The sequence below is a fragment of the Rhizobium sp. BK312 genome, from assembly GCF_014193605.1.
Classification (GTDB): domain Bacteria; phylum Pseudomonadota; class Alphaproteobacteria; order Rhizobiales; family Rhizobiaceae; genus Rhizobium.
Genome location: NZ_JACHZP010000006.1, coordinates 430,455 through 452,324, shown reverse-complemented (window position 1 = coordinate 452,324; position 21,870 = coordinate 430,455). Strand labels below are relative to the sequence as shown.

At 61.2% G+C, this 21,870-nt stretch carries 23 protein-coding genes; 15 read left to right on the top strand and 8 right to left on the bottom strand.

The features are described 5' to 3' along the window. Positions 1 to 84 precede the first annotated feature (84 nt). The 6 genes from FHT85_RS19680 to FHT85_RS19655 all read left to right on the top strand — a co-directional run bounded on the left by FHT85_RS19680 (position 85) and on the right by FHT85_RS19655 (position 4,760). Entirely contained in the window at positions 85 to 918 is an 834-nt protein-coding gene (locus FHT85_RS19680) for an SDR family oxidoreductase (RefSeq protein ID WP_112336450.1), read from the top strand. A 121-nt stretch (positions 919 to 1,039) separates the two neighbouring features. Next, positions 1,040 to 1,243 carry a twin transmembrane helix small protein gene (locus FHT85_RS19675; RefSeq protein WP_047630776.1) on the top strand — a complete coding sequence of 68 codons (204 nt, stop codon included), beginning with the start codon at positions 1,040 to 1,042 and terminating at the stop codon, positions 1,241 to 1,243. A 13-nt stretch (positions 1,244 to 1,256) separates the two neighbouring features. Then, positions 1,257 to 1,835, top strand: a complete 579-nt coding sequence (locus FHT85_RS19670; protein WP_112336449.1) for a cob(I)yrinic acid a,c-diamide adenosyltransferase — start codon at positions 1,257 to 1,259, stop codon at positions 1,833 to 1,835. A 195-nt stretch (positions 1,836 to 2,030) separates the two neighbouring features. Continuing rightward, on the top strand, positions 2,031 to 2,780 hold the full coding sequence (locus FHT85_RS19665) for an electron transfer flavoprotein subunit beta/FixA family protein (RefSeq protein WP_112400556.1): 750 nt from the start codon (positions 2,031 to 2,033) through the stop codon (positions 2,778 to 2,780). Positions 2,781 to 2,807: 27 nt separating this feature from the next. Continuing rightward, positions 2,808 to 3,737, top strand: a complete 930-nt coding sequence (locus tag FHT85_RS19660; protein WP_112412681.1) for an electron transfer flavoprotein subunit alpha/FixB family protein — start codon at positions 2,808 to 2,810, stop codon at positions 3,735 to 3,737. A 144-nt stretch (positions 3,738 to 3,881) separates the two neighbouring features. Further along, positions 3,882 to 4,760: a 3-hydroxybutyryl-CoA dehydrogenase gene (locus FHT85_RS19655; RefSeq protein WP_015341313.1), complete on the top strand. Its 879-nt coding sequence runs from the start codon at positions 3,882 to 3,884 to the stop codon at positions 4,758 to 4,760. A 230-nt stretch (positions 4,761 to 4,990) separates the two neighbouring features. Here the strand turns inward: FHT85_RS19655 and tlpA are convergent, their stop codons facing one another. Beyond that, positions 4,991 to 5,656 carry a thiol:disulfide interchange protein TlpA gene (gene tlpA / locus FHT85_RS19650; RefSeq protein WP_112336446.1) on the bottom strand — a complete coding sequence of 222 codons (666 nt, stop codon included), beginning with the start codon at positions 5,654 to 5,656 and terminating at the stop codon, positions 4,991 to 4,993. A 23-nt stretch (positions 5,657 to 5,679) separates the two neighbouring features. On the opposite strand from tlpA, the gene argH reads away from it, so the two are divergent. The 4 genes from argH to FHT85_RS19630 all read left to right on the top strand — a co-directional run bounded on the left by argH (position 5,680) and on the right by FHT85_RS19630 (position 11,634). Beyond that, entirely contained in the window at positions 5,680 to 7,080 is a 1,401-nt protein-coding gene (argH, locus tag FHT85_RS19645) for an argininosuccinate lyase (RefSeq protein ID WP_112412680.1), read from the top strand. Between the two features lie 99 nt (positions 7,081 to 7,179). Beyond that, positions 7,180 to 7,374, top strand: a complete 195-nt coding sequence (gene lptM / locus FHT85_RS19640; RefSeq protein WP_015341316.1) for an LPS translocon maturation chaperone LptM — start codon at positions 7,180 to 7,182, stop codon at positions 7,372 to 7,374. A 13-nt stretch (positions 7,375 to 7,387) separates the two neighbouring features. Further along, positions 7,388 to 8,659, top strand: coding sequence for a diaminopimelate decarboxylase (gene lysA, locus FHT85_RS19635; RefSeq protein WP_112412679.1), 1,272 nt, complete (start codon positions 7,388 to 7,390; stop codon positions 8,657 to 8,659). A 233-nt stretch (positions 8,660 to 8,892) separates the two neighbouring features. After that, positions 8,893 to 11,634: a TIGR02302 family protein gene (locus FHT85_RS19630; RefSeq protein ID WP_112412678.1), complete on the top strand. Its 2,742-nt coding sequence runs from the start codon at positions 8,893 to 8,895 to the stop codon at positions 11,632 to 11,634. 71 nt (positions 11,635 to 11,705) lie between these two features. On the opposite strand, the gene FHT85_RS19625 is transcribed toward FHT85_RS19630, so the two are convergent. From FHT85_RS19625 to FHT85_RS19615, 3 genes are all read right to left on the bottom strand, one after another. Continuing rightward, positions 11,706 to 12,065 (bottom strand): response regulator, encoded by a 360-nt coding sequence (locus tag FHT85_RS19625; RefSeq protein ID WP_106999186.1) that lies wholly within the window; start codon positions 12,063 to 12,065, stop codon positions 11,706 to 11,708. A gap of 158 nt (positions 12,066 to 12,223) precedes the next feature. Next, positions 12,224 to 12,772 (bottom strand): hypoxanthine phosphoribosyltransferase, encoded by a 549-nt coding sequence (gene hpt, locus FHT85_RS19620; protein WP_112412677.1) that lies wholly within the window; start codon positions 12,770 to 12,772, stop codon positions 12,224 to 12,226. Between the two features lie 141 nt (positions 12,773 to 12,913). Next, positions 12,914 to 13,579 carry a hypothetical protein gene (locus FHT85_RS19615; RefSeq protein WP_183774229.1) on the bottom strand — a complete coding sequence of 222 codons (666 nt, stop codon included), beginning with the start codon at positions 13,577 to 13,579 and terminating at the stop codon, positions 12,914 to 12,916. Positions 13,580 to 13,789: 210 nt separating this feature from the next. Here FHT85_RS19615 and ftsE point away from each other — a divergent pair, with 210 nt between their 5' ends. The 4 genes from ftsE (at position 13,790) to FHT85_RS19595 (ending at position 17,214) form a co-directional block, all read left to right on the top strand. Further along, complete coding sequence (gene ftsE / locus FHT85_RS19610; protein WP_015341323.1) at positions 13,790 to 14,449, top strand: cell division ATP-binding protein FtsE; 660 nt, start codon at positions 13,790 to 13,792, stop codon at positions 14,447 to 14,449. 79 nt (positions 14,450 to 14,528) lie between these two features. Further along, the gene (locus tag FHT85_RS19605) at positions 14,529 to 15,476 is read left to right on the top strand and encodes a cell division protein FtsX (protein WP_112336440.1); all 948 of its coding nucleotides are present in this window, start codon (positions 14,529 to 14,531) and stop codon (positions 15,474 to 15,476) included. 69 nt (positions 15,477 to 15,545) lie between these two features. Beyond that, positions 15,546 to 16,268, top strand: a complete 723-nt coding sequence (locus tag FHT85_RS19600) for a YdcF family protein (RefSeq protein WP_183714832.1) — start codon at positions 15,546 to 15,548, stop codon at positions 16,266 to 16,268. A 142-nt stretch (positions 16,269 to 16,410) separates the two neighbouring features. Further along, a complete protein-coding gene (locus tag FHT85_RS19595; RefSeq protein WP_112336438.1) occupies positions 16,411 to 17,214 on the top strand; it encodes a lysophospholipid acyltransferase family protein in 804 nt (267 codons plus the stop codon). A gap of 27 nt (positions 17,215 to 17,241) precedes the next feature. Here the strand turns inward: FHT85_RS19595 and FHT85_RS19590 are convergent, their stop codons facing one another. Then, a complete protein-coding gene (locus tag FHT85_RS19590) occupies positions 17,242 to 17,814 on the bottom strand; it encodes a gamma-glutamylcyclotransferase (RefSeq protein WP_112400548.1) in 573 nt (190 codons plus the stop codon). Positions 17,815 to 17,825: 11 nt separating this feature from the next. On the opposite strand from FHT85_RS19590, the gene FHT85_RS19585 reads away from it, so the two are divergent. Then, positions 17,826 to 18,839, top strand: coding sequence for a DUF2125 domain-containing protein (locus tag FHT85_RS19585; protein WP_112412675.1), 1,014 nt, complete (start codon positions 17,826 to 17,828; stop codon positions 18,837 to 18,839). A 64-nt stretch (positions 18,840 to 18,903) separates the two neighbouring features. Here the strand turns inward: FHT85_RS19585 and FHT85_RS19580 are convergent, their stop codons facing one another. The 3 genes from FHT85_RS19580 to FHT85_RS19570 all read right to left on the bottom strand — a co-directional run bounded on the left by FHT85_RS19580 (position 18,904) and on the right by FHT85_RS19570 (position 21,820). Next, positions 18,904 to 19,833 (bottom strand): prephenate/arogenate dehydrogenase family protein, encoded by a 930-nt coding sequence (locus FHT85_RS19580; protein WP_183774225.1) that lies wholly within the window; start codon positions 19,831 to 19,833, stop codon positions 18,904 to 18,906. Continuing rightward, positions 19,830 to 20,939, bottom strand: a complete 1,110-nt coding sequence (hisC, locus tag FHT85_RS19575; protein WP_112400545.1) for a histidinol-phosphate transaminase — start codon at positions 20,937 to 20,939, stop codon at positions 19,830 to 19,832. The genes FHT85_RS19580 and hisC overlap by 4 nt, the downstream gene beginning before the upstream one ends. A 101-nt stretch (positions 20,940 to 21,040) precedes the next feature. Continuing rightward, a complete protein-coding gene (locus FHT85_RS19570) occupies positions 21,041 to 21,820 on the bottom strand; it encodes a class I SAM-dependent methyltransferase (RefSeq protein WP_112336433.1) in 780 nt (259 codons plus the stop codon). Between the last annotated feature and the right edge of the window lie 50 nt (positions 21,821 to 21,870).

Genomic DNA, 21,870 nt, shown 5'->3' with positions numbered 1-21,870 from the left:
CCCGACCGATACCGCCGGTTGTCGATTGTATCGGGTTCCTGAATATGGGAAACGAGTTTCGGTTTGTACAGGAATCATCTTCCCATGACGGAACAACGCACGATACTCGTCACTGGTTGCTCCTCCGGCATCGGCGCTTATTGCGCGCGGGCACTGAAGGCCGACGGATGGCGCGTCTTTGCAACCGTGCGCAAGGAAGACGATCTCGCCGCGCTCGAAGCCGACGGCATCGAAGCGCTGCTCCTCGACTACACAAAGCCTGAGACCATTTCCGCTACAGTAGCAACGGTACGCGAGCGTACGGCCGACCGTATCGACGCCCTCTTCAACAATGGCGCCTACGGGCAGCCGGGCGCCGTCGAGGACCTGACGACCGATGTACTGCGCGAACAGTTCGAAACCAATTTTTTCGGCTGGCACGAGCTGACGCGTCAGATCCTGCCGCTGATGCGCAAACAGGGCCATGGCCGCATCGTCAATTGCTCCTCCATTCTGGGACTTGTCCCCTACCGTTTCCGCGGCGCCTACACGGCCTCGAAATTTGCGCTGGAAGGGCTGACGATCACGCTCAGAATGGAACTGCAGGACAGCGGCATCCATGTCAGCCTGATCGAACCCGGCCCGGTCGCGACTCGGTTTACCGCCAATGCGCTCGCCAAGATCAATGAGCACATCGACCTCGCAGGTTCTCTCCATGCGGTGGAATACCGCAGGCAGCTCAGGCGGCTTGATGGATCAGGCCCAATCAGTAAACATAAATTAGGCCCGGAAGCGGTCTATGATGTGCTAAAATCGGCTTTGAACGTTAGAAATCCGCGCCCGCACTATCTGGTAACGACACCGGCCAAGCAGGGCGTGCTCTTGAAAAGGCTATTGCCGGCTAACCTTTTCTATCGTCTGATGCGCCGGCTGGATTAGAGCAATCCCAGGAAAGGCGCAAAGCGGCTTTTCCGCTTGAGATTGCTCAAAATGACGACATTGGGTGACTTGAAGCTTCTGCGGAATGCCGAGCGACCCTGAAGACAAGGATGGAGGAGCCATGTCTACCGTTACTTATGTTGCCGCCATCATTGTCATGGGACTTGTCGCGATCGTTCTTGTTCGCGGCCTGCTGAACATGATGAAAGGCGACAATCCGAACCTTTCGAACCGGCTGATGCAGCTGCGTGTGCTGCTGCAGGCAGTGGCGGTGATCCTGATCATGCTGACGCTCTGGCTGACGGGCGGCGGCCGCCCGGCCTAACCACAGGAACACGATGGTCAAGCTCAATAAGATCTACACCAAGACCGGCGATGACGGCACCACGGGCCTCGTCGCCGGCCCGAGGCGGCTGAAGCACGATCTGCGCGTCGAAAGCTACGGCACCGTCGACGAAACCAATTCCGCCATCGGCGTCGCCCGGCTGCACATGGGTGACATGCCCGAGATCGACGCCATGCTGATGCGCATCCAGAATGATCTCTTCGATCTCGGCGCCGATCTTTCCACGCCTGAAACGGACGAACCCCTACCCTATGAACCCTTGCGCATCACCGACCATCAGGTCGAACGCCTGGAACATGATATCGATTTGCTCAATGCCGATCTCGAGCCGCTGAAATCCTTCGTTCTGCCGGCCGGAAGCGCCGCATCTGCCCATCTGCACCTCGCCCGCACCATTGCCAGACGTGCCGAGCGACTGATGGTGGCACTGTCGCGTGAGAAAGGCGAACGCGTCAGCCCGGCGGCCCTGAAATACGTCAATCGGCTCTCCGATTTGCTTTTCGTTGCGGCGCGCTACGCGAACGATAAGGGCCGAGGCGATGTGCTCTGGGTTCCCGGCAAGAATCGATAGCGGCACATGCCAATCGCCAGGGCATACATATTGACGTTGACGTAAACGTTATTTATGCCTTTCAAGCAATTCGTCTCTCGGCGGCCTGGAAGCGTTGTAATTGGGAAAAAAACGCGTATCCATGTCGCCATTCGACAAATGGAATGGCGCTAAACAGCGCATGTTCTCGGGCGGTCATGTTGAAGGAAGGATTCCATGAAGATTCTCGTCCCCGTCAAGCGGGTTGTTGACTACAACGTCAAGATTCGCGTGAAGCCGGATGGTTCCGGCGTTGAGCTTTCGAACGTGAAGATGTCGATGAACCCGTTCGACGAGATCTCGGTCGAAGAGGCGCTGCGTCTGAAGGAAGCCGGCAAGGCCGAGGAAGTGGTGGTCGTATCGATCGGACCTGCCAAGGCCGAGGAGACATTGCGCACGGCGCTCGCCATGGGCGCGGATCGCGCCATCCTGGTCGAGACCGACGATGCCGTCGAGCCGCTCGCCGTCGCCAAGATCCTGAAAGGCGTCGCCGAGGCCGAACAGCCAGGCCTCATCATCGTCGGAAAGCAGGCGATCGATGACGACTCGAACCAGACCGGCCAGATGCTGGCAGCCTTGCTCGGCACGGCCCAGGCAACCTTCGCCTCGAAGATCGAGATCGGCGATGGCAAAGCCCAGGTCACCCGCGAAGTCGATGGCGGCCTGCAGACGATCGAGGTCAAGCTGCCGGCGGTCGTCACGTCAGACCTGCGCCTGAACGAACCGCGCTATGCCTCGCTGCCGAACATCATGAAGGCCAAGAAGAAGCCGCTCGACAAGAAATCGCCTGCCGATTTCGGCGTGTCGACCGAGCCGCGCCTGAAGGTCCTGAAGACCGAAGAGCCAGGTGGCCGCAAGGCCGGCGTCAAGGTCGGCTCGGTTGCCGAGCTGGTCGAAAAGCTCAAGACCGAAGCCGGCGTGCTTTAACCCAGTCCGAACGAGGAGTTAGACATCATGGCCATTCTTCTTCTGGCTGATCACGACAACGCCCACCTCTCCGATCAGACCGCCAAGGCGCTGACGGCGGCCGCAAAGATTGGCGGCGACATTCACGTACTGGTCGCCGGCGCTGGCGCCCAGGCTGCGGCCGCTGAGGCCGCCAAACTGTCCGGCGTCTCCAAGGTGCTGGTCGCCGAGGATGCAAGCCTCGCCAACAATCTCGCAGAACCGCTGGCAGCCCTGATCGTATCGCTTTCCGGCTCCTATGACGTGATCATCGGCGCCGCGACCTCGGTCGGCAAGAACGTGCTGCCGCGCGTTGCCGCCCTGCTCGACGTCGCCCAGGTCTCCGAGATCATCGAAGTCGTTTCCGCCGATACCTTCAAGCGGCCGATCTATGCCGGCAATGCCATCCAGACGGTGCAGTCGACCGACGCCAAGAAGGTCATCACCGTGCGCACGGCTTCGTTCGCTTCTGCTGCCGAAGGCGGCTCTGCTGCGATCGAGGCGGTGTCTGCCGCGGCCAATCCCGGCCTTTCCACCTTCGTCGGCGATGCGCTGTCGAGCTCGGATCGTCCGGAGCTGACGTCGGCCAAGATCATCATCTCGGGCGGTCGTGCACTCGGCTCTGCCGAGAAGTTCCGCGAAGTCATCCTGCCGGTTGCCGACAAGCTCGGCGCTGCCGTCGGCGCATCGCGCGCTGCCGTCGATGCCGGCTATGCCCCGAACGATTGGCAGGTCGGCCAGACCGGCAAGGTGGTCGCACCGCAGCTCTACATCGCCTGCGGCATTTCCGGCGCCATCCAGCATCTGGCCGGCATGAAGGACAGTAAGGTCATCGTCGCCATCAACAAGGACGAGGAGGCACCGATCTTCCAGATCGCCGACTACGGCCTCGTCGCCGACCTCTTCGAAGCGCTGCCGGAACTCCAGAAGGCGCTTTGATCGCGCCCACCGGCCTTCTCGCAGTTGCGAGAGACTGGAAAATCGTCTCTTATAGGTCTATCAATCTTTGCCGGGCTAGAAATGGCCCGGCAAATTTGAGTTAAAAGCATAGCGCATCGCCAGGAGCGCGCCGGGGAGTTGGCAATGAGTTCGCTGAAGACGATCGGTATTATCGGCGCAGGCCAGATGGGTTGCGGCATTGCCCATGTGTCCGCCATGGCCGGCTACAAGGTTCATATCTACGATCTCGCGCAGGACCGCATCGAAAGCGGGCTCGCCACCATCAACGGCAACCTGGCCCGCCAGGTCGCGTCCGGCAAGACGACCGACGAGGAGCGCAAGGCAGCGCTTGCCCGCATCACCGGCTCTGCCGATCTCAACGATCTCGCCCAGGTCGATCTCGCCATTGAGGCTGCGACGGAAGACGAAAGCGTCAAGCGCAAGATCTATGCGCAGGTGTGTCCGGTGCTGAAGCCCGAAGCGCTGCTCGCAACGAATACCTCGTCGCTCTCGATCACCCGCCTTGCGTCCGCCACCGACCGTCCCGAGCGCTTCATGGGCATCCACTTCATGAATCCGGTTCCGGTTATGAAGCTGGTGGAACTGGTGCGCGGCATCGCCACCGACGAATCAACCTTCTCCACCGCCAAGGACTATGTTTCTTCGCTGGAAAAGACCATCACCGTCGCCGAGGATTTCCCCGCTTTCATCGTCAATCGCATCCTGCTGCCGATGATCAACGAGGCGATCTACACGCTTTATGAAGGCGTCGGCACCGTCGATGCCATCGATACCGCCATGCGGCTGGGCGCCAACCATCCGATGGGCCCGCTGCAGCTTGCCGACTTCATCGGCCTCGACACCTGCCTTTCGATCATGCAGGTGCTGCATGACGGGCTCGCCGACTCCAAGTATCGCCCCTGCCCGCTGCTGGTGAAATATGTCGAAGCCGGTTGGCTCGGCCGCAAATCGGGCCGCGGCTTCTATGACTACCGCGGCGAAACGCCCGTTCCGACGCGATAGTTGCTTTCGGGGTCTCCGGGCCGACCCTCGTGGTTCGAGGCCCTGCCGCCGCTACGCTTTGGTGCCACGGCACCTCACCATGAGGGCGGAACAAATCCCGCGCATCAACCGAACAAACATATTTGGAAATGGTAGAAATCTAAGCGGGTACAATAGATTAGCCCTCACCCTGAGGTGGGAGCGCAAGCGACCCTAGAAGGGCGAGGCGAGTGTTGGCACACCCAGATCTCCTAGATCCCAGCCGCAGCCTTCACCAACGCTTTCGCATCCTCGCTGTCCCAGGCCGCCGGACCGTTCATCGCTGACAGCAGGCAGCCCTTGTCGTCGATGAGCAGCGTCACCGGCAGGCCGAAGGCCAGCCCCTGCTTCTTCAACACATTGAACACGCCCATGGTGTTGTCGCGATAGTAGCCGAGCTTGTCGATGGCATATTCCGCACGAAAGGCTTTGGTCTTTTCATCGTCGCCGGTATCGATGTTGACGGCGACCACCTCGAACTTCTCGCTGCCGACGCTCTTCTCAAGCGCGTTCAGTGCCGGCATTTCCTCGCGGCACGGCACGCACCATGTCGCCCAGACATTCAAGAGCACGGTCTTGCCGGCGAAATTGCTCATCGACAGCGATTGCCCGTCAGCCCCCTTGAAGGAAACACCCTGAAGCGATATAGGCGCCGGCGGCACGCTCATGGCGGCGACCTGCCCCTTGGTGAAAGGCGTCAGGGCAGCAGCGCGATCCCTGGCCGACCCGCATTGATCGGCTGAGGCCGTTTCACCAATGCCATTGCCATACCCCGCCTCCTTCACGTATACCGCTGCCGCACCGGCAATAACCCCGGCGACGGCGGCAAGCATAACAAGTTTCATGGACGGCAGACCGAACGGCTTCTTTGCTGTCATTTCATTCTCCAGGTGGGCATCTCATGATTGACGGCACGGACACCAAATCCTCCAACCAGATGTGGGGCGGGCGTTTCGCTTCCGGCCCCGCGGCAATCATGGAGGAGATAAATGCCTCAATCGATTTCGACAAGAAGCTGTTTGCCCAGGACATCCGCGGCTCAATCGCGCATGCGAGCATGCTCGCCAATCAAGGCATCATTTCAACCGAGGATAAAGACAAGATCGTTCACGGGTTGAACACGATCCTGTCAGAGATCGAAACCGGCAATTTCGAATTCTCACGCCGCCTCGAAGACATCCACATGAACGTCGAGGCGCGGCTTGCTACCCTGATCGGCCCGGCTGCCGGCCGGCTGCACACCGCCCGCTCGCGCAACGACCAGGTGGCGCTCGATTTCCGCCTTTGGGTGAAGGAAGAGCTGCAGAAGTGCGAGCAGGCGTTGACCGAGCTGATCGCTGCCTTCCTCGACCGTGCCGAGGAACATGCTGAAACCGTCATGCCTGGCTTCACCCATCTGCAAACGGCGCAGCCCGTTACCTTCGGACATCACTGCATGGCCTATGTCGAAATGTTCGGCCGCGACCGCTCGCGCGTGCGCCACGCCATCGAGCACATGGACGAATCGCCGATCGGCGCCGCAGCGCTCGCCGGCACCGGCTTCCCGATCGATCGCCACATGACGGCCAAGGCGCTCGGCTTCCGCGAGCCGACCCGCAACTCGATCGATACCGTCTCCGACCGCGATTTTGCCCTGGAATTCCTGTCGATTGCCGCCATCGCCGGCATGCATCTGTCGCGGCTGGCCGAGGAGATCGTCATCTGGTCGACGCCGCAATTCGGCTTCGTGCGCCTGTCCGACGCCTTCTCCACCGGCTCCTCCATCATGCCGCAGAAGAAGAACCCGGATGCCGCCGAGCTCGTGCGCGCCAAGACCGGCCGCATCAACGGCTCGCTGGTGGCGCTGCTGACGATCATGAAAGGCCTGCCGCTCGCCTATTCCAAGGACATGCAGGAAGATAAGGAACAGGTCTTCGACGCTGCCGAGAGCCTGGAACTCGCCATTGCCGCCATGACCGGCATGATGCGTGATATGACGATCAACACCGCCCGCATGAAGGCCGCCGCCGGCTCCGGCTATTCCACCGCCACCGATCTTGCCGACTGGCTGGTGCGCGAAGCGGGCCTGCCGTTCCGCGATGCCCACCATGTGACGGGCCGCGCCGTGGCGCTTGCCGAAAGCAAATCCTGCGAGCTGGCGGAGCTGTCGCTTGCGGACCTGCAGGCAATCCATCCGGATATCACCGACAAGATCTTCGATGTCCTGACCGTCGAGGCGTCGGTCGCCAGCCGCAAGAGCTTCGGCGGCACGGCGCCCTCGGAAGTGCGCAAGCAGATCGCCTTCTGGCGCGCCCGCAACTGAGAAAATCGGCGAAAGTCACAACCAACAATCAGGGTGCACAAGGCCTGGAAACTTCGCTAAGAAGAGTGACTTCCGCGTTTGCCGCCCAAGAGGATTTCGATGCAGATCAACATGCCGCACATCATCCGCCTGACCGTCGTGCTTTCGGTCGTCGGCCTTGCCGTCGTCGGATGTGGCCGCAAAGGCCCTCTCGATCCTCCGAGCGCTCATGCGACTAAAGGCGGTGACGTCTCCAAGCCGACGAAGGAGCCGGGCACGGAGGACAAGAAGTTCTTCCTCGACCCGCTTCTCTAATTAGGCAACGACCGTGAACCATTTTGAGTATCGCGACGGCATCCTCTACGCCGAGGATGTACCGGTTCCGGAGATCGCCAAGGCGGTCGGTACCCCCTTTTACGTCTATTCGACGGCTACGTTGGAACGCCACTACCGCGTCTTCGCGGAAGCCTTCGACGATGTCGATGCCATGGTCTGCTATGCCATGAAGGCCAATTCCAACCAGGCGGTGCTGAAGACGCTCGGCCGCCTCGGCGCCGGCGTCGATGTCGTCTCTGTCGGTGAGCTGCGCCGCGCACTGGCCGCAGGCATTCCCGCAAGCCGCATCATGTTCTCCGGCGTCGGCAAGACGGCGCAGGAAATGGACGCGGCGCTCGAAGCCGGCATCTACTGCTTCAACGTCGAATCCGAACCGGAACTGGAAGTGCTGAACCAGCGCGCCGTTCGCGCCGGCAAGGTGGCACCCGTCTCCTTCCGCATCAATCCCGATGTCGATGCGCGCACGCATGCGAAGATTTCGACCGGCAAGAAGGAAAACAAGTTCGGCATTTCATGGCAGCGCGCCCGCGCCGTCTATGAGCGCGCCGCCAGCCTGCCTGGGATCAAGGTCACCGGCATCGATATGCACATTGGCAGCCAGATCACCGAGCTGCAGCCGTTCGACGACGCCTTCAAGCTGCTGCGCGATCTCGTTGAAACGCTGCGCGGCGATGGTCACGATATCCATCACGTCGATATCGGCGGCGGCCTCGGCATTCCCTATCGCGACGACAACAATCCGCCGCCGCTGCCGGATGCCTATGCCGAAATCGTCAAGAACCAGTTGCGCGGCCTCAATTGCAAGATCGTCACAGAGCCCGGTCGCCTGATCGTCGGCAACGCCGGCATTCTGGTGACCGAGGTCATCTATGTGAAGGATGGCGGCGACAAGAGCTTCGTCATCGTCGACGGCGCCATGAACGACCTCATTCGCCCGACGCTCTACGAAGCCTATCACGAGATCAGGCCGATTGCTGTCGGCGATGTGAGCACGCCGCGCATCAAAGCCGATGTCGTCGGCCCGGTCTGCGAAACCGGCGATTATCTGGCGCTCGACCGCGAGATGGCACTGCCGAAGCCCGGCGATCTCCTCGCGGTCGGCTCGGCCGGTGCCTATGGCGCCGTGCAGGCCGGCACCTACAACAGCCGGCTTCTGGTTCCGGAAGTGCTGGTCAAGGGTAATGAATTCCACGTCATCCGCCCACGCACGACTTACGAGGAACTGATCGGGCTGGATTCCATCCCGGCCTGGCTTGAGGGATAATCGGCTTCAATCGACACTTTCGGGCAGGACCGCAAAAGTTGTCTTGCCCGATCACGTTTCGGCGAAGTCGATGAAAAAACAGCCTTTCACACCCGTTGCCCTCGTCTTCGCCACAAAGAATGTTATCTTTGATTGAATGGCGTCTCGCCGGGCACCGCGTGCGCGAGCGTGTGGGACGCCGCGCCACCCAAACGGGCTACTAGCCAACGTCAGATCGGGAGAAGACCGGACCGATGACCAGCCTCAGCAACCCTAAGAAGGGCGCTTTCGCCACCCGTCCGGCGCTGGCGCGCATGGTTGCGATCAAGCGTCTCTTTGCTCGGCTGGTTCTGGTCAGCGAACAGCTGCTGCCACGGCTGCTGTTGCCGGCATCCATTCTGGCCCTTTTCCTCTCCGTCGCCTGGTTCGGCATTTTCCGCATGGCGCCGGATATTCTGCGCTTTCTGCTGCTTGCCGTCTTCGCGGTCGGCTTCGCCGTCTCCCTCTATCCGCTACGCCGCCTGCACTGGCCGAATACCACAGAGGCGGACCGACTGCTGGAAGAGCGCAATGGTCTCGCCCACCAGCCCGTTACGGTGCAGGAAGACGAACCGGCGCTCGACACCCCGTTTGCGCGTGCACTCTGGCGCGAACACCAGACGCGCATGGCCAAACGCATCGCCGCCCTGGATGCCGGCCTGCCCAGGCCGGATATCACGCGCTACGACCGCTTTGCATTGCGCGCAATTCCAGCGCTGCTGCTCGTAACGGCCTTCAGCTTTTCCATGTCCAACAGCGGCGGCTCGCTCAGTGATGCCTTCACGGCATCGACCTCGACCTCGAGCAATCCGGATGTCCGCGTCGATGCCTGGGTCACCCCGCCCTATTACACCGGCGAGCCTCCGGTATATCTAACCGGCAATGTCGACAATGCCGGCAATAGCCTGAACGTGCCGCAATTCTCCGAGCTCACTGTACGTGTTTCAGGTGCTGCCACGGATGAGAAAGTGCTGTTCCAGGCGGCTGGCGCGGAAAAAGGCGCCGAAATACCCGAGCAGGCCGCTGATGCCGACAAGCAGGGCCCGGCTGGCACAAAACCTGCAACGGCTACCGCCGTGCCGCCCGCAGCAAACGGCACCGGCTATATCCCGGCTGCAGACGGGATGGTCGCACGCACGCACGTCCTGAAGCTCGAAAAGGGTGGCGAACTCACTGTCAACGGCAAGTCCTGGTCCTTCAATGTGGTCATCGATAAGCCGCCGGAGATCACCTTCGACGGCGTTCCGCATGCGATGGCTAGCGGTGCACTGGAACTCGGCTTCAAGGTCAGGGATGATTACGGCGTTGAGGAAGCCCGTGCCGAGATCGTGCCGGTGGAATCCGATCCTGCCGCGACGCCGCTCTATGGCTTGCCGGAATTCAAGCTCGAAATGCCGCGTCGCGACCGCCGCAATGGCAAGGGCCTGGCAAGCCATGATCTGACTCAGGATCCGCTGGCCGGCAAGCGCGTGCGCATCACCCTCGTCGCCAAGGACGGTGCCGGCCAGACGGGACGCAGCTCACCCTATGAGATGGTATTGCCATCCCGTAGTTTCAGCCAGCCGCTCGCTGCCGCCGTGGCCGAAGAACGTCAGGTCTTCGCGCTCGATACGCGGAAGATGCCGGAAGCGATCGAATTCAACAAGTCTCTGACCATACGGCCCGAAGAGACAATCCCCGATCTCGGTAATTATCTCGCCATCAAGTCGGCGCTGACGCGCATGAAGCTCGCGAGCGACGAGGCCTCGCTGAAGGATACGGCCGATTATCTCTGGCAGATCGCGCTCGGCATGGAAGATGCGCAGCTGACGGACGCGGAAAAGGCCCTGCGCGACGCCCAGCAGAAGCTCTCCGATGCGCTTCAGCGCAACGCCTCGGACGCCGAGATCAAGAAGCTGACTGACGAGCTGCGCAAGGCGATGGACGCCTATATGAAGGAGCTGGCCGAGCGCATGCGCAACATGCCGGCCCAGCCGAACCAGCGTTCCGCCAATATCCTGCGCCAGCAGGATCTGCAGCGCATGATGGATCAGATCGAGAATCTCGCCCGCTCCGGCAATCGCCAGGCGGCACAGCAGATGCTTTCCGAACTGCAGCAGCTGATGAACAGCCTGCAGGCCGGCAAGCCGCAGCCCGGGCAGCAGCAGAACCAGGCCAACGACAAGATGCGCGAGCAGATGGACAAGCTCGGCCGCATCATGCGCGATCAGCAGAAGCTGATGGATCAGACCTTCAAGCTTGATCAAGCCATGCGCGATCGTATGCAGCGCGGCGATTCCAACGAGGACGGCGACGGCTTGATGGATCAGCCCATGCCCGGCCTCAACGACCCGATGCGCCCGGATATGGGCCAGCGCAGCCAAGGCCAGCAGGATCAGCAGCAAGGCCAGAACCAGCAGGGCGATAAGGGCAAGGATCCCACCGATGGCATGACGGCCGATCAGCTGCGCGACGCGCTGAAGCAGCTGCGCCAGCAGCAGGAGGATCTCGGCAAACAGCTTGGCGAACTCCAGAAAAACCTTGGCTCACTGGGCATGAAGCCAAATCAGAATTACGGCAAGGCACAGCAGGAAATGAAAGGGGCGTCCGGTCAGCTTGCCGAGGGCAACGGCGAAGGCGCAGTGCAGGGCCAGGGACGCGCGCTGGACGCCCTGCGCAAGGGCACGCGCGAAATGATGAACCAGCTTATGGCCCAGATGCAGCAGGGACAAGGGCAGGGTCAGGGACAGATGCCGGGGCAGATGGGCCAAGGCGGCCAAAACGGCCGCGATCCGCTCGGCCGATCGCGCAACGAGGGTGGTTTCTCGGACAACCCTAACGACAACATGGTGCCTGATATCATCAACGCAGAGCGCGCCCGCCAAATTCTCGACGCCATTCGCGAGCGGCTGAGCAACAATCCCACGCTCAGCGAAGAACGGCGCTATCTGGAGCGTCTGCTGAATTTGGGTCAGTGAGGCAGCTTTGGACTGCCGCCCATGACGAGAATGGAGCCAGCACGAGGAACCCGTGCTGACCAGAAGCAATGTCAGGCAGCCAAAGCCCGCGCGACAGCCTTGCGGATGTCCGGCAGCGCAAATGGCTTGGCAACGACGTCGACGATCTTTTCCATGAGGTCATCGGCGCGCTCGCGCTGCTCCGCATAGCCGGTCATCAGCAGGATCTTCATCCCCGGGCACGTCGAATGTGCCTGATGCGCAAGCTCGATGCCGTCCATCACGGGCATGCGAATATCCGAGAGAAGCAGGTCGTAGCCGCCCTCTTTCAGCTTTTCCAAGCCTTCTGCGCCGTCTGCCGCCTCTTCGGTCTCGTGGCCGTCCAAGCGCAGCGCGCGGGCGACGAAGCTGCGCAGCGAGTCCTCGTCTTCCGTGATCAGAATTTTTGCCATGATCCGTGCTCCTGGTCCGTCATGTTCCGCGAACGAAATCATCAGAATTCCGTTTGCGATAGGTAAACAGCGGGCGGGCGATCGGCTCCGTGGTTAACGGTTCGTCATCGATGGAGCAGAATGGGACAGGCGGACATGCCGCCTGCATTAACTCTGAATCAGGCCTCGGCGTCGCCCGTGACGACACCGACGAAGGGCAATTCGCGGAAGGCGTAGGCGACATCCATGCCATAGCCGACAACGAAATAATCGGGGCATTCGAAGCCGACATAATTGGCCTCCAGCTCTTCCTGGCGCTTGACGCTCTTGTCGAGCAGGACGGCCAGCGTGACGTTGCGGGCGCCACGCTCATAAAGCAGTTCCTTGGCGAAACGCAGCGTGCGGCCCGATTCCAGAATGTCGTCGATCAGCAAAACGTCCCGATCCTTGACGTCGCTGTCAATGTCCTTGACGATGCGCACGCCCTGCGACGTCGTGCCGGCGCCGTAGCTCGAAAGCGTGATGAACTCGACCTCCGGGGCAAGCCCGGTCTCATGCAGAGCACGGAGCAAATCGGCTGCGAAGATAAATGAGCCCTTGAGGATGGCGATGACGAGGAGGTCCTTCGTCGGCCCCTTGGCGATTTCCTTCGCCAAGGCATGATTGCGCTCGGCAATCTGCTCGGCAGTGAAAAGCGGCTCGATATTCTTCCCGCGTACAACAGGCATTGATTGGCATGCTCCATGGCTAAGCGGCCCGTGGCCGCCGATCAAGCTCTATAGCGCTGCGTATCACATATGACGCGCAAAGGTCGCTGTAGCTCTCTAAAGCAGTAGCCCCTAGCACAATCGGCAAGCCCGACACACCCCCTACGGCATGAAGGAAAGCTGGACATCCGGCGTTTTTCCACCGGGATGCTGCAATCGCGTCGAAAATCCGCGGCTTTCATGCGGCCCGAGGCGATCGACGGGCGTGTCCACAACGATGCTCCTGACCAGCTGGCCGCCGGCAAAAAGATCGGCGCGCACTTGCGGAACCGAAAGCGTGGCACCGCTGACATTCTCGATGATGCCGTTCAATCTCAAGACGGGCAGCCCGCTCTCATCCCTTGGCGTCAGCGTCACATGCGAGAACTGCAGCGGATCGGACGTCGCCTCGGCGGGGGCGTTGGAGAGACCGGAAAAACCGCCGGAAAGACCGAAGATCAAGATTGCGAGGCAAATGATCAGCGCGACGAAGCTGCGCCGCGATGCCTGCTGCAAAACCTCCTCGACACTGCGCAAGACGGACAGGATGCGTGAGAAGGTGGTCTTGCGCGTCACGGGTTGCGGTTTTGGTCTGGTATGCCCGCCATAGCGCATGTTAACGCCGGACACAGTCCGTCCGCGTGCAGCGGAAACGGTCACGAATTCGGCATCGACGATATCGGGCTTCGACATGACGTAATGCGCCTGGCCCGACCCCGCTCCTCGTTCGGGCGGAATGAGGTCATAAACCAGCCCCGCCTGCTGTTGACGGTGGCGAAAAGCGCCCATGATGGCCTCCCTTTGCGGTGATCCACATGGTTTCGACGCCCATTGCCAATCTGGGCATTGAAACGAATCCTGCCCAGTCGTAAATTTTATTGGTTAATGCTTCGCAAAGATCGCCATGAATAGGGCGCCTTTCCAGAAAAATTTACCGGCTGTTAATGCCATTGGTTAACAAGTCGCCTGATTGAACCCTGCGGAAGACTGGACTGCCCGTTGATTCATTTTGAGAACGTCGGTTTGCGCTACGGCATGGGTCCGGAAATCCTCCGCGACCTGAGCTTCGACATACCGAGGAAATCGTTCCAGTTCCTGACCGGCCCCTCCGGCGCCGGCAAGACGACACTGTTGCGGCTGCTCTTCATGTCACTGCAGCCGACGCGCGGGCTGATCCGCATGTTCGACAGGGAAATTTCCTCAATCCCACGCAACGAACTGCCGCTGCTTCGCCGCCGTGTCGGCATCGTCTTCCAGGATTTCCGGCTGCTCGAACATCTGACGACATACGAAAACGTTGCCCTGCCCTTGCGCGTGCGCGGCAAGGATGAAAGCTCCTATCGCACCGACGTCCTGGAACTGCTGAAATGGGTGGGCCTGGGCGAGCGCATCAACGTGCTGCCGCCGGTGCTCTCGGGCGGCGAGAAGCAGCGTGCCGCCATCGCGCGCGCCCTCATCGACCGCCCGGAAATCTTGCTCGCCGACGAACCGACAGGCAATGTCGACCCGCCGATGGCGCGCCGCCTGCTCAATCTGTTTCTGGAGCTTAACCGGCTCGGCACTGCCGTCGTCATTGCGACGCACGATCTCGCCTTGATGGACCAGATCGAGGCGAGACGCATGATCCTATCGGGGGGGCATCTCGATATCTATGACTGACCCCCGCCCCCGCAGGACAGCCCCGAATGCCCAGGCACGGCAAGCGGCCGCGGCACCGGCAGAACGCAAGCGCCCGGAGATGCGCGTGCGCCCCACGGGGCCGATCGTGCCCTCCTCCAATATCCAGGGCAACGCGCTGATCGTCGTGATCGCCATTATGGCCTTTCTCGCCTGCTTGACGCTCGGTGCGGTCAGCATGGTGCGCTCGACGGCGGCAAGCTGGGAAAGCCAGATTTCCCGCGAGATCACCATCCAGATCAAGCCGGATGACAATCTTGACATGGAAAAGGCGCTCGCGAGCGCCCGCGATATCGCGCTCAGCTTCGTCGGCACCAAATCGGGCCAGATCGTCGATGAAGCGGCAACCGCGCGCCTGCTCGAACCGTGGCTTGGCGCCGGCCTCGATATCAAGGAATTGCCTGTCCCTCGCCTCGTCATCATCACCATCGATGAGACGCATCCACCCGATTTCGAAGCGATGCGCGCATTGCTCAAGGCGCAGATCCCGCAAGCGACGCTCGACGACCACCGCACCTGGGTCGACCGGCTCGTGTCGATGGCGCACACCACCGTTCTCATCGGCACGGGCGTCCTGCTGCTCGTCTTCACCGCCATGGTCCTGACGGTGGTTTTCGCCACGCGCGGCGCATTGTCGGGCAACCGCCATATTGTCGAAGTCCTGCATTTCGTTGGTGCCGAAAGCACCTTCGTCGCCAATGAATTCCAGAAGCATTTCCTGAAGATCAGCCTCAAAGGCTCGGGAGCCGGCAGCGCGCTCGCCGCCTTGTTCTTCGCGACGGCCGGCCTCCTGCAGAGCCATACGATCGCCACACCGCAGACCGATCAGGCAACCGCATTGTTCGGGACTTTCTCCGTCGGCGCGCTCGGCTATATCGGCATTCTCGCCACCATGATCATCATCGCGCTGCTGACGACGCTGACGGCACGTTTTACCGTCATGCATACGATCTATGAGATCGATCTGGTTCGTTCCGATCCCGGGCGGACGGATAGCGTACCGAATTGACGCTTCAGCGATGTTTTTTTACCGTGTGCCAGCCCGTTCCTTGCCGCAATTGGCGTATAATAGCGAATCATGAGCATGGATCTGACGACTCGCAAGACCATAAGTTTGCAGTCGCTGCGGACACGCCCCAGCGGCGATAGACCCGTGCGCCGCAGCCTGTTCCGGCGTCTCTTGCGCTGGGGCGGCTTCGCCTTCATCTTCCTCGCCGCCATCGTTTTCGGCGGCTTCCTGCATTTTGCCGATTCGATCACCACCTTGAAACCGCCGCTCGAGCCGAAGGCCGATGCCATTGTCGTGCTGACGGGCGGCTATCAGCGGATCGATCAGGCGGTGGAGCTGCTACGGACCGGCGCCGGAAACCGTCTCCTGATCTCGGGCGCACATCCGACCACCACGCCAACGCAAATCCGCAAGCTGACGCAGAGTTCCGCCAGCCTGTTCAGCTGCTGCGTCGACATCGGCTACGACGCACTCGATACGATCGGCAATGCCCGCGAAGCGGCAAAGTGGATTCACGCCAGGGGCTACAAGAGCGTTCTCGTTGTCACGAACAACTACCATATGCCCCGCAGCCTCGCCGAACTGAAATATGTCGACCCCTCGACCGATTTCATTCCCTATCCGGTCGTCAACTCCGATCTGAAGGCCAAGAACTGGTTCACGGACCCGAATGCGCTGCGGACGATGATCTCCGAATATGCGAAGGTCCTCCTCGCCGGTGCCCGCAACCTGACCGGCCTCGGCCGACCGGTAGGCCTGCGCTCGCGGCAGCCGGCTGAAGACGACGACTGAGGCTCGCAGCAAAGGCCGAATCTCGGAGAGGCAACGCGCTTGAAGGCGCGAAACCACGCAAAGATCGACTTTTTATTGACGCTGTAATCGTGTAGGCAAACCTTCAGATGCCGGCGCAAGCCGGTGCATTGGAAAAGCCTCGATGATTATCTTGCGTTCGATCCTGTTCAACACGGCCTTTTATGCCAATCTGATCATTCGCATGATCGTGTTGACGCCGATTTACTTCCTCATGCCGCGCAAGGCGGCCTACGCGATCCCGAAGGCATGGGCGAAATCCAGTACCTGGCTGATGGAGAAGATCGTCGGCACCACCTTCGAGATCGAGGGTCTTGAAAATCTCCCCAAGGGCAGCTTCATCTTCGCGCCTAAGCACCAATCCTTCTGGGATACATTCGCGCTGCTGCCCTATCTCGACGATCCGGTCTATATCCTGAAGCGCGAGCTTTTGTGGATCCCGCTGTTCGGCTGGTATGCGAAGAAGCAACGCATGATCCCGGTGGATCGCAGCGCCCGCGGCAAGGTCATGTTCGATGTCCTGAAGCGCACACGCGAGGAACTTGCTACCGGCCGCCAGCTCATCATTTACCCTGAGGGTACACGCCGCCCGCCAGGTGCGGAACCCGTCTACAAATACGGCATCGCCCGGATGTATCGCGACCTCGGCATCCCCGTCGTCGCCGTTGCCATGCATCCCGGCCTCTTCTGGCCGCGCCGCACCTTCCGCAAATATCCCGGCCATATCAAGGTGCGCATCCTGCCGCCGATCGAGCCCGGCATCGATCCCGATGCCTTTTTCGCGCGCCTGGTCGAGGAAACGGAAAGAGCAAGCGACGAGCTGCTGGTCGAAACCGTCGCCAACAATCCGCATCTGCCGCTTCCTCCGACCGCAGTCCAGCGCCTGGCCGAAATCGGCAAGACAAAGCCGGTCACCGCCGCGGTCTGAGTGAGCTCTCGATTCTAGGCGATAGGTTCAGGATGCCTTTCGCATCCGCTCCACCTCGCCGGCGACCTGCTCCAGCCAGTGATCGCGAATGCCCATGTCGCGCAGATGCGTCAGCGTATTGAAGAGATAGGCATCGTTCGGGCCGGAACGCCCATTGGCAGCTTCCACCACATGCGCCGCCTCGATCGCATCCAGCGAGCCGGCATATTGCCTATGGTTGCGATCGACGACATAGGCGACGGCGGTCACACGCCGCCCGTCGCTGAGCCGAATCGGCAGGGTCTTTTCCAGATAGACGTTGGTGACGAGCTCGCGCTCGCGCAGATAGGTCAGCACCTCATCCCAATCGACGTCGGCAACCCGAAAGGCCATGCCGCGGCAGGAACCGCCGCGATCGAGGCCGAGGACAAGGCCGGGATTTTCTTCCGTGCCGCGATGGACCCAGGAACGGACGCAGAGCGAGCGACGATAACCAAAAATCAGGGCCTCGGCCCGCTCGTCATAATCAAAGCCCGGATTCCACATGAGGGATCCGTAGCCAAACACCCAAAATTCGTCCATATCCAACGCCAAATCACTGTGAAGCTTCAGTCCAACCATTGGAGAACAACATGGCAGCGTCAAGCCAGAGCGTAACGACCGGTCGAGGCAAACGTCTGTGGCTCATCCTTTTTGGACTGGTGGTGGTTCTGGCCGGTCTTTACACCGGCGGTTGGTACTATGCGACCGGTTTCGTCAGAACCAATGTCCTGAAGGCGCTTGGCCAGCAGAACAGCGCCGGCATTGCCGGCAAATGCGAGAACATGGCCTTCAACGGCTTCCCCTTCTCCATCGGCCTGACCTGCGACACGGTGACGGTCGACAACCCGACGCGGGGCGTCTCCACCAGTTTCGACAGGCTCAGCGCCTCCGTACCGGTGTTCCAGCCCAACCATGTGAGCTGGAGCCTGAAATCTCCTGCCGAGTTGCGGACGACGGAGGGCCTGGCCGTATCGGCAGAATGGGCCGACCTGCAATCGAACCTCGTCGCCAAGGGCCGCGGCGTAGCGCAGACACAGACTGTCATCAATGGGCTGAAGGCGGGCGTCGTCTCCTCCGTCACCGGCCAGAGTGTCAATGTCACAGCCGCCCACACGGAGATGCATGCCAGCCAGAACGGCAGCGATCTGGATTTCGCGATCGGCGTCGAAAATGCCAATGCCGTGATCAAGGATTTCCCTCAGGCCCTGCCGACCGCATCCACGAGCGCCAATGTCACACTATCAGGCAAGGCTGGCCTGCTCGACGGCAGCGACCGGGAGGGGCTTCGCGGCTCGGCAGGTGTGTTGCATCAGGCCGTCATCGACATCGGCGACGGCCGCATCATGACGCTTTCCGGCCCCTTCAATTTCGACGATGAGGGTCTTCTATCAGGCCAGTTCAAGCTGGAGATCAATCAGATCGGGCCTTGGGGCGATAGCCTGACTACGACGCTTCCCGCCGCCAAGAACATCATCAAGACGGCCACGAAGATGCTGAAGGCGCTTGCCAATGGCGGCGATAAGGTTTCCGTCGATCTCACCGCCGATCGCGGCCGCCTCTCGCTCAGCGGCTTCATCCCGCTCGGCAAGATCCCGCCGATCTGAGAGCCTGCCCGCTCGTCCGCCCTATCGGGCACCTTCTCCCCAGGGGGAGAAGGCGGAAGAGTAGCTATTCCTTCGCATCCAGCGCATGACGGCCGAAGTCAGGCACGTCGACATCCTGGCCGGCTTCGACGATCGAGCGACGAATGGCGCGGGTGCGGATAAACAGTTCGAAGATCTTGTCGCCGTCACCCCAGCGGATCGCACGTTGCAGCGATGCCAGATCCTCCGAGAAGCGCGACAGCATCTCCAGAATGGCATCGCGATTGTGCAGGCAGACGTCGCGCCACATGGTCGGATCGGATGCGGCAAGGCGGGTGAAGTCACGGAAACCGGATGCCGAATATTTGATGACTTCCGATTCGGTCACCGTCTCCAGATCATCAGCGGTGCCGACGATGTTGTAGGCGATGAGATGCGGCAGATGCGAGACGATCGCCAGCACCTTGTCGTGATGCTCAGGGTCCATCTCGTCGACACGCGAACCCAGAGTTTCCCAGAAGCCGCGAAGCGTCTTGATCGCGGCCTCGTCGGTGCCCGGAACGGGCGTGAAGATGCACCAGCGTCCCTTGAACAGCCCCGGGAAACCTGCATCCGGACCGGATTTCTCCGTGCCTGCCAACGGATGGCCCGGAATGAAATGCACGTTGGGCGGCATATGCGGCTGCATCTGTGCGATGACCGATGCCTTGGTGGAGCCGACATCGGTGATGATGGCGCCTGGCTTCAGATGCGCAGCGATTTCCTTGGCGACGCTCTCCGAAGCGCCCACAGGCACGGAAACGATGACGAGATCGGCGTCTTTCACGGCTTCGGCCGAGGACGGCGTATAGCGGTCGCCGAGCTTCAGCTCTTCGGCACGCTTCAGCGTCTCGGCGCTGCGTGTCGAGATCACCACTTCCTTGGCCAGGTCGAGACGCTTGAGATCATGGGCGATGGAGGAGCCGATAAGGCCGATGCCGATCAGGGCGATGCGGTCGAACTGGATGTTGCTCATGCCTTGCGTCCCATAAATTCGGCCAGAGCGTCGATGACGCCGAGATTGGCCTCTTCGGTGCCGATGCTCAGGCGCAGCGAATTCGGGAAGCCGTAGGCGCGCACGGCGCGCAGGATATAGCCGCGGCTCGTCAGGAAATCATCGGCCTCCACGGCGCGCTTGCCGTCGCTGTCAGGGAAATGGAACAGGACGAAATTCGCGACCGACGGCGTCACCTTGAGGCCGAGAGCCTCGAGCGCAGCCGTCATCTTCTCGATCCAGAGCGTGTTATGCGCGACCGCCTTTTCCGTGAAAGCCTGATCGCGAATGGCAGCGGCTCCGGCAGCAATGGCCGCGCTGTTCAGGTTGAACGGAGCGCGCACGCGGTTGATCGCATCGACGATATCGACCGGGGCATACATCCAGCCGATACGAAGGGCTGCCAGGCCGTAAACCTTGGAGAAGGTACGCGTCATGACGACATTCTGGTTTGCCGAAACGAGCTCAAGGCCAGCCTCGTAGTCGTTGCGGCGGACATATTCGGCATAGGCAGCGTCGAGGATGAGAATGACGTGCTTGGGCAGGCTTGCCTGCAGGCGGCGGATCTCGCTGACTGGCACGTATGTCCCAGTGGGATTGGCCGGATTGGCAATGAAGACCATTTTGGTCTTCTCGGTGACCGCCGCGAGGATCGCGTCGACATCGACGGTGCAATCCTTCTCCCTGACCGTAACCGGTGTCGCGCCGGCGGCCATGATCTGGATCTTGTAGACCAGGAAGCCGTGCTCGGTGATGATGCCTTCGTCACCGGTGCCGAGATAAGTGTGGCAGAGCAGCCCGAGCAGCTCGTCGGAGCCGGCGCCGCAAAGGATATTGGCCACATTCAGCCCATGCACATCGGCGATCGCCTGGCGGAGTTCCTTGGCCTGCCCGTCCGGATAGCGCTCGAGATTGCCGGCAGCGCCGCGGAAGGCCTCGATGGCCTTGGGGCTGGCGCCAAGCGGCGTCTCGTTCGAGGAGAGCTTGAACACGCGCGCAACGCCCGGTGCATGCTCCTTGCCCGGCACATAGGCGGCTATATCGAGAATGCCGGGACGCGGGACGGGCTTGCTCATTTCCATGCTCATGGGATCGACCTTGGGAAGCGCCGGAAAATTCCGGTTTATGACACCCCGTCGCATTAATGCGGATTGACAAATTTGTCGAGTGTGACGCTGCGGCGAAAGCGTCACGCGCCATCGCGCGTCGTCGGTATGCCGCGCGGTGCAAGCACCGGCACGAAGACGCGGCGCGAGGCGCGGACGGCAACGGGCAGGCCCTGATAAAGCCGCTTCTGCGCCTCGACGATGATAACCCCGGAAAAAGCCGGCCATAGGGTTCGGCCGATCCGCTCGAAGGCGCGGCGCAGCCGCAGCACCGTACGCAGCTTCGAAGGCGGGAAGAACAGCGCCTCCGCGGTCGCACCGGGGGTGAAATTGGTTTCGCGCAGCAGCGAGGTGAGCTGGCCGCGCGAATAGGGCCGGCCGGAGCCGAAGGGCGTATGTTCCATGCGCGCCCACACGCCGGTGCGGTTCGGTACGACGATGACCAGCCGCCCGCCGGGCGCCAGAACGCGCCAAAGCTCCTTCAGCGTCTCGCGCGGGCTTTCGGCAAATTCCAGCGAATGCACCATCAGCACGCGGTCGATCGAACTGTCGGGCAGCGGCAGTTCTTCATCGAAGACCAGGGCCGTCGCCGAGGCCGAGCCCATCGGCCAGTTCACCGCGCCCTGACCGGCCGGCATGAAGGCGAAGGTGCGCTCGGTGTCGGCACGAAAGCGGTCGAGATAAGGCACCGCATAGCCAAGGCCGACAAGCCTCTCTTCCGGCATGCGGGCCCAGATGGAGGACAGCGCCATGGCAATCGACTGCTCCGCCAAGCGACCGAGCTCGGAATGATAAAACTGGCGGAGATCGACGATATCGGTATGCATCGAAACAAATGTTATCAGCCGAACGTTGGACTTCAAGGCCGAACGGCTTACATTCTCTACTCACGGAAAAGATGAGGACGATTTCG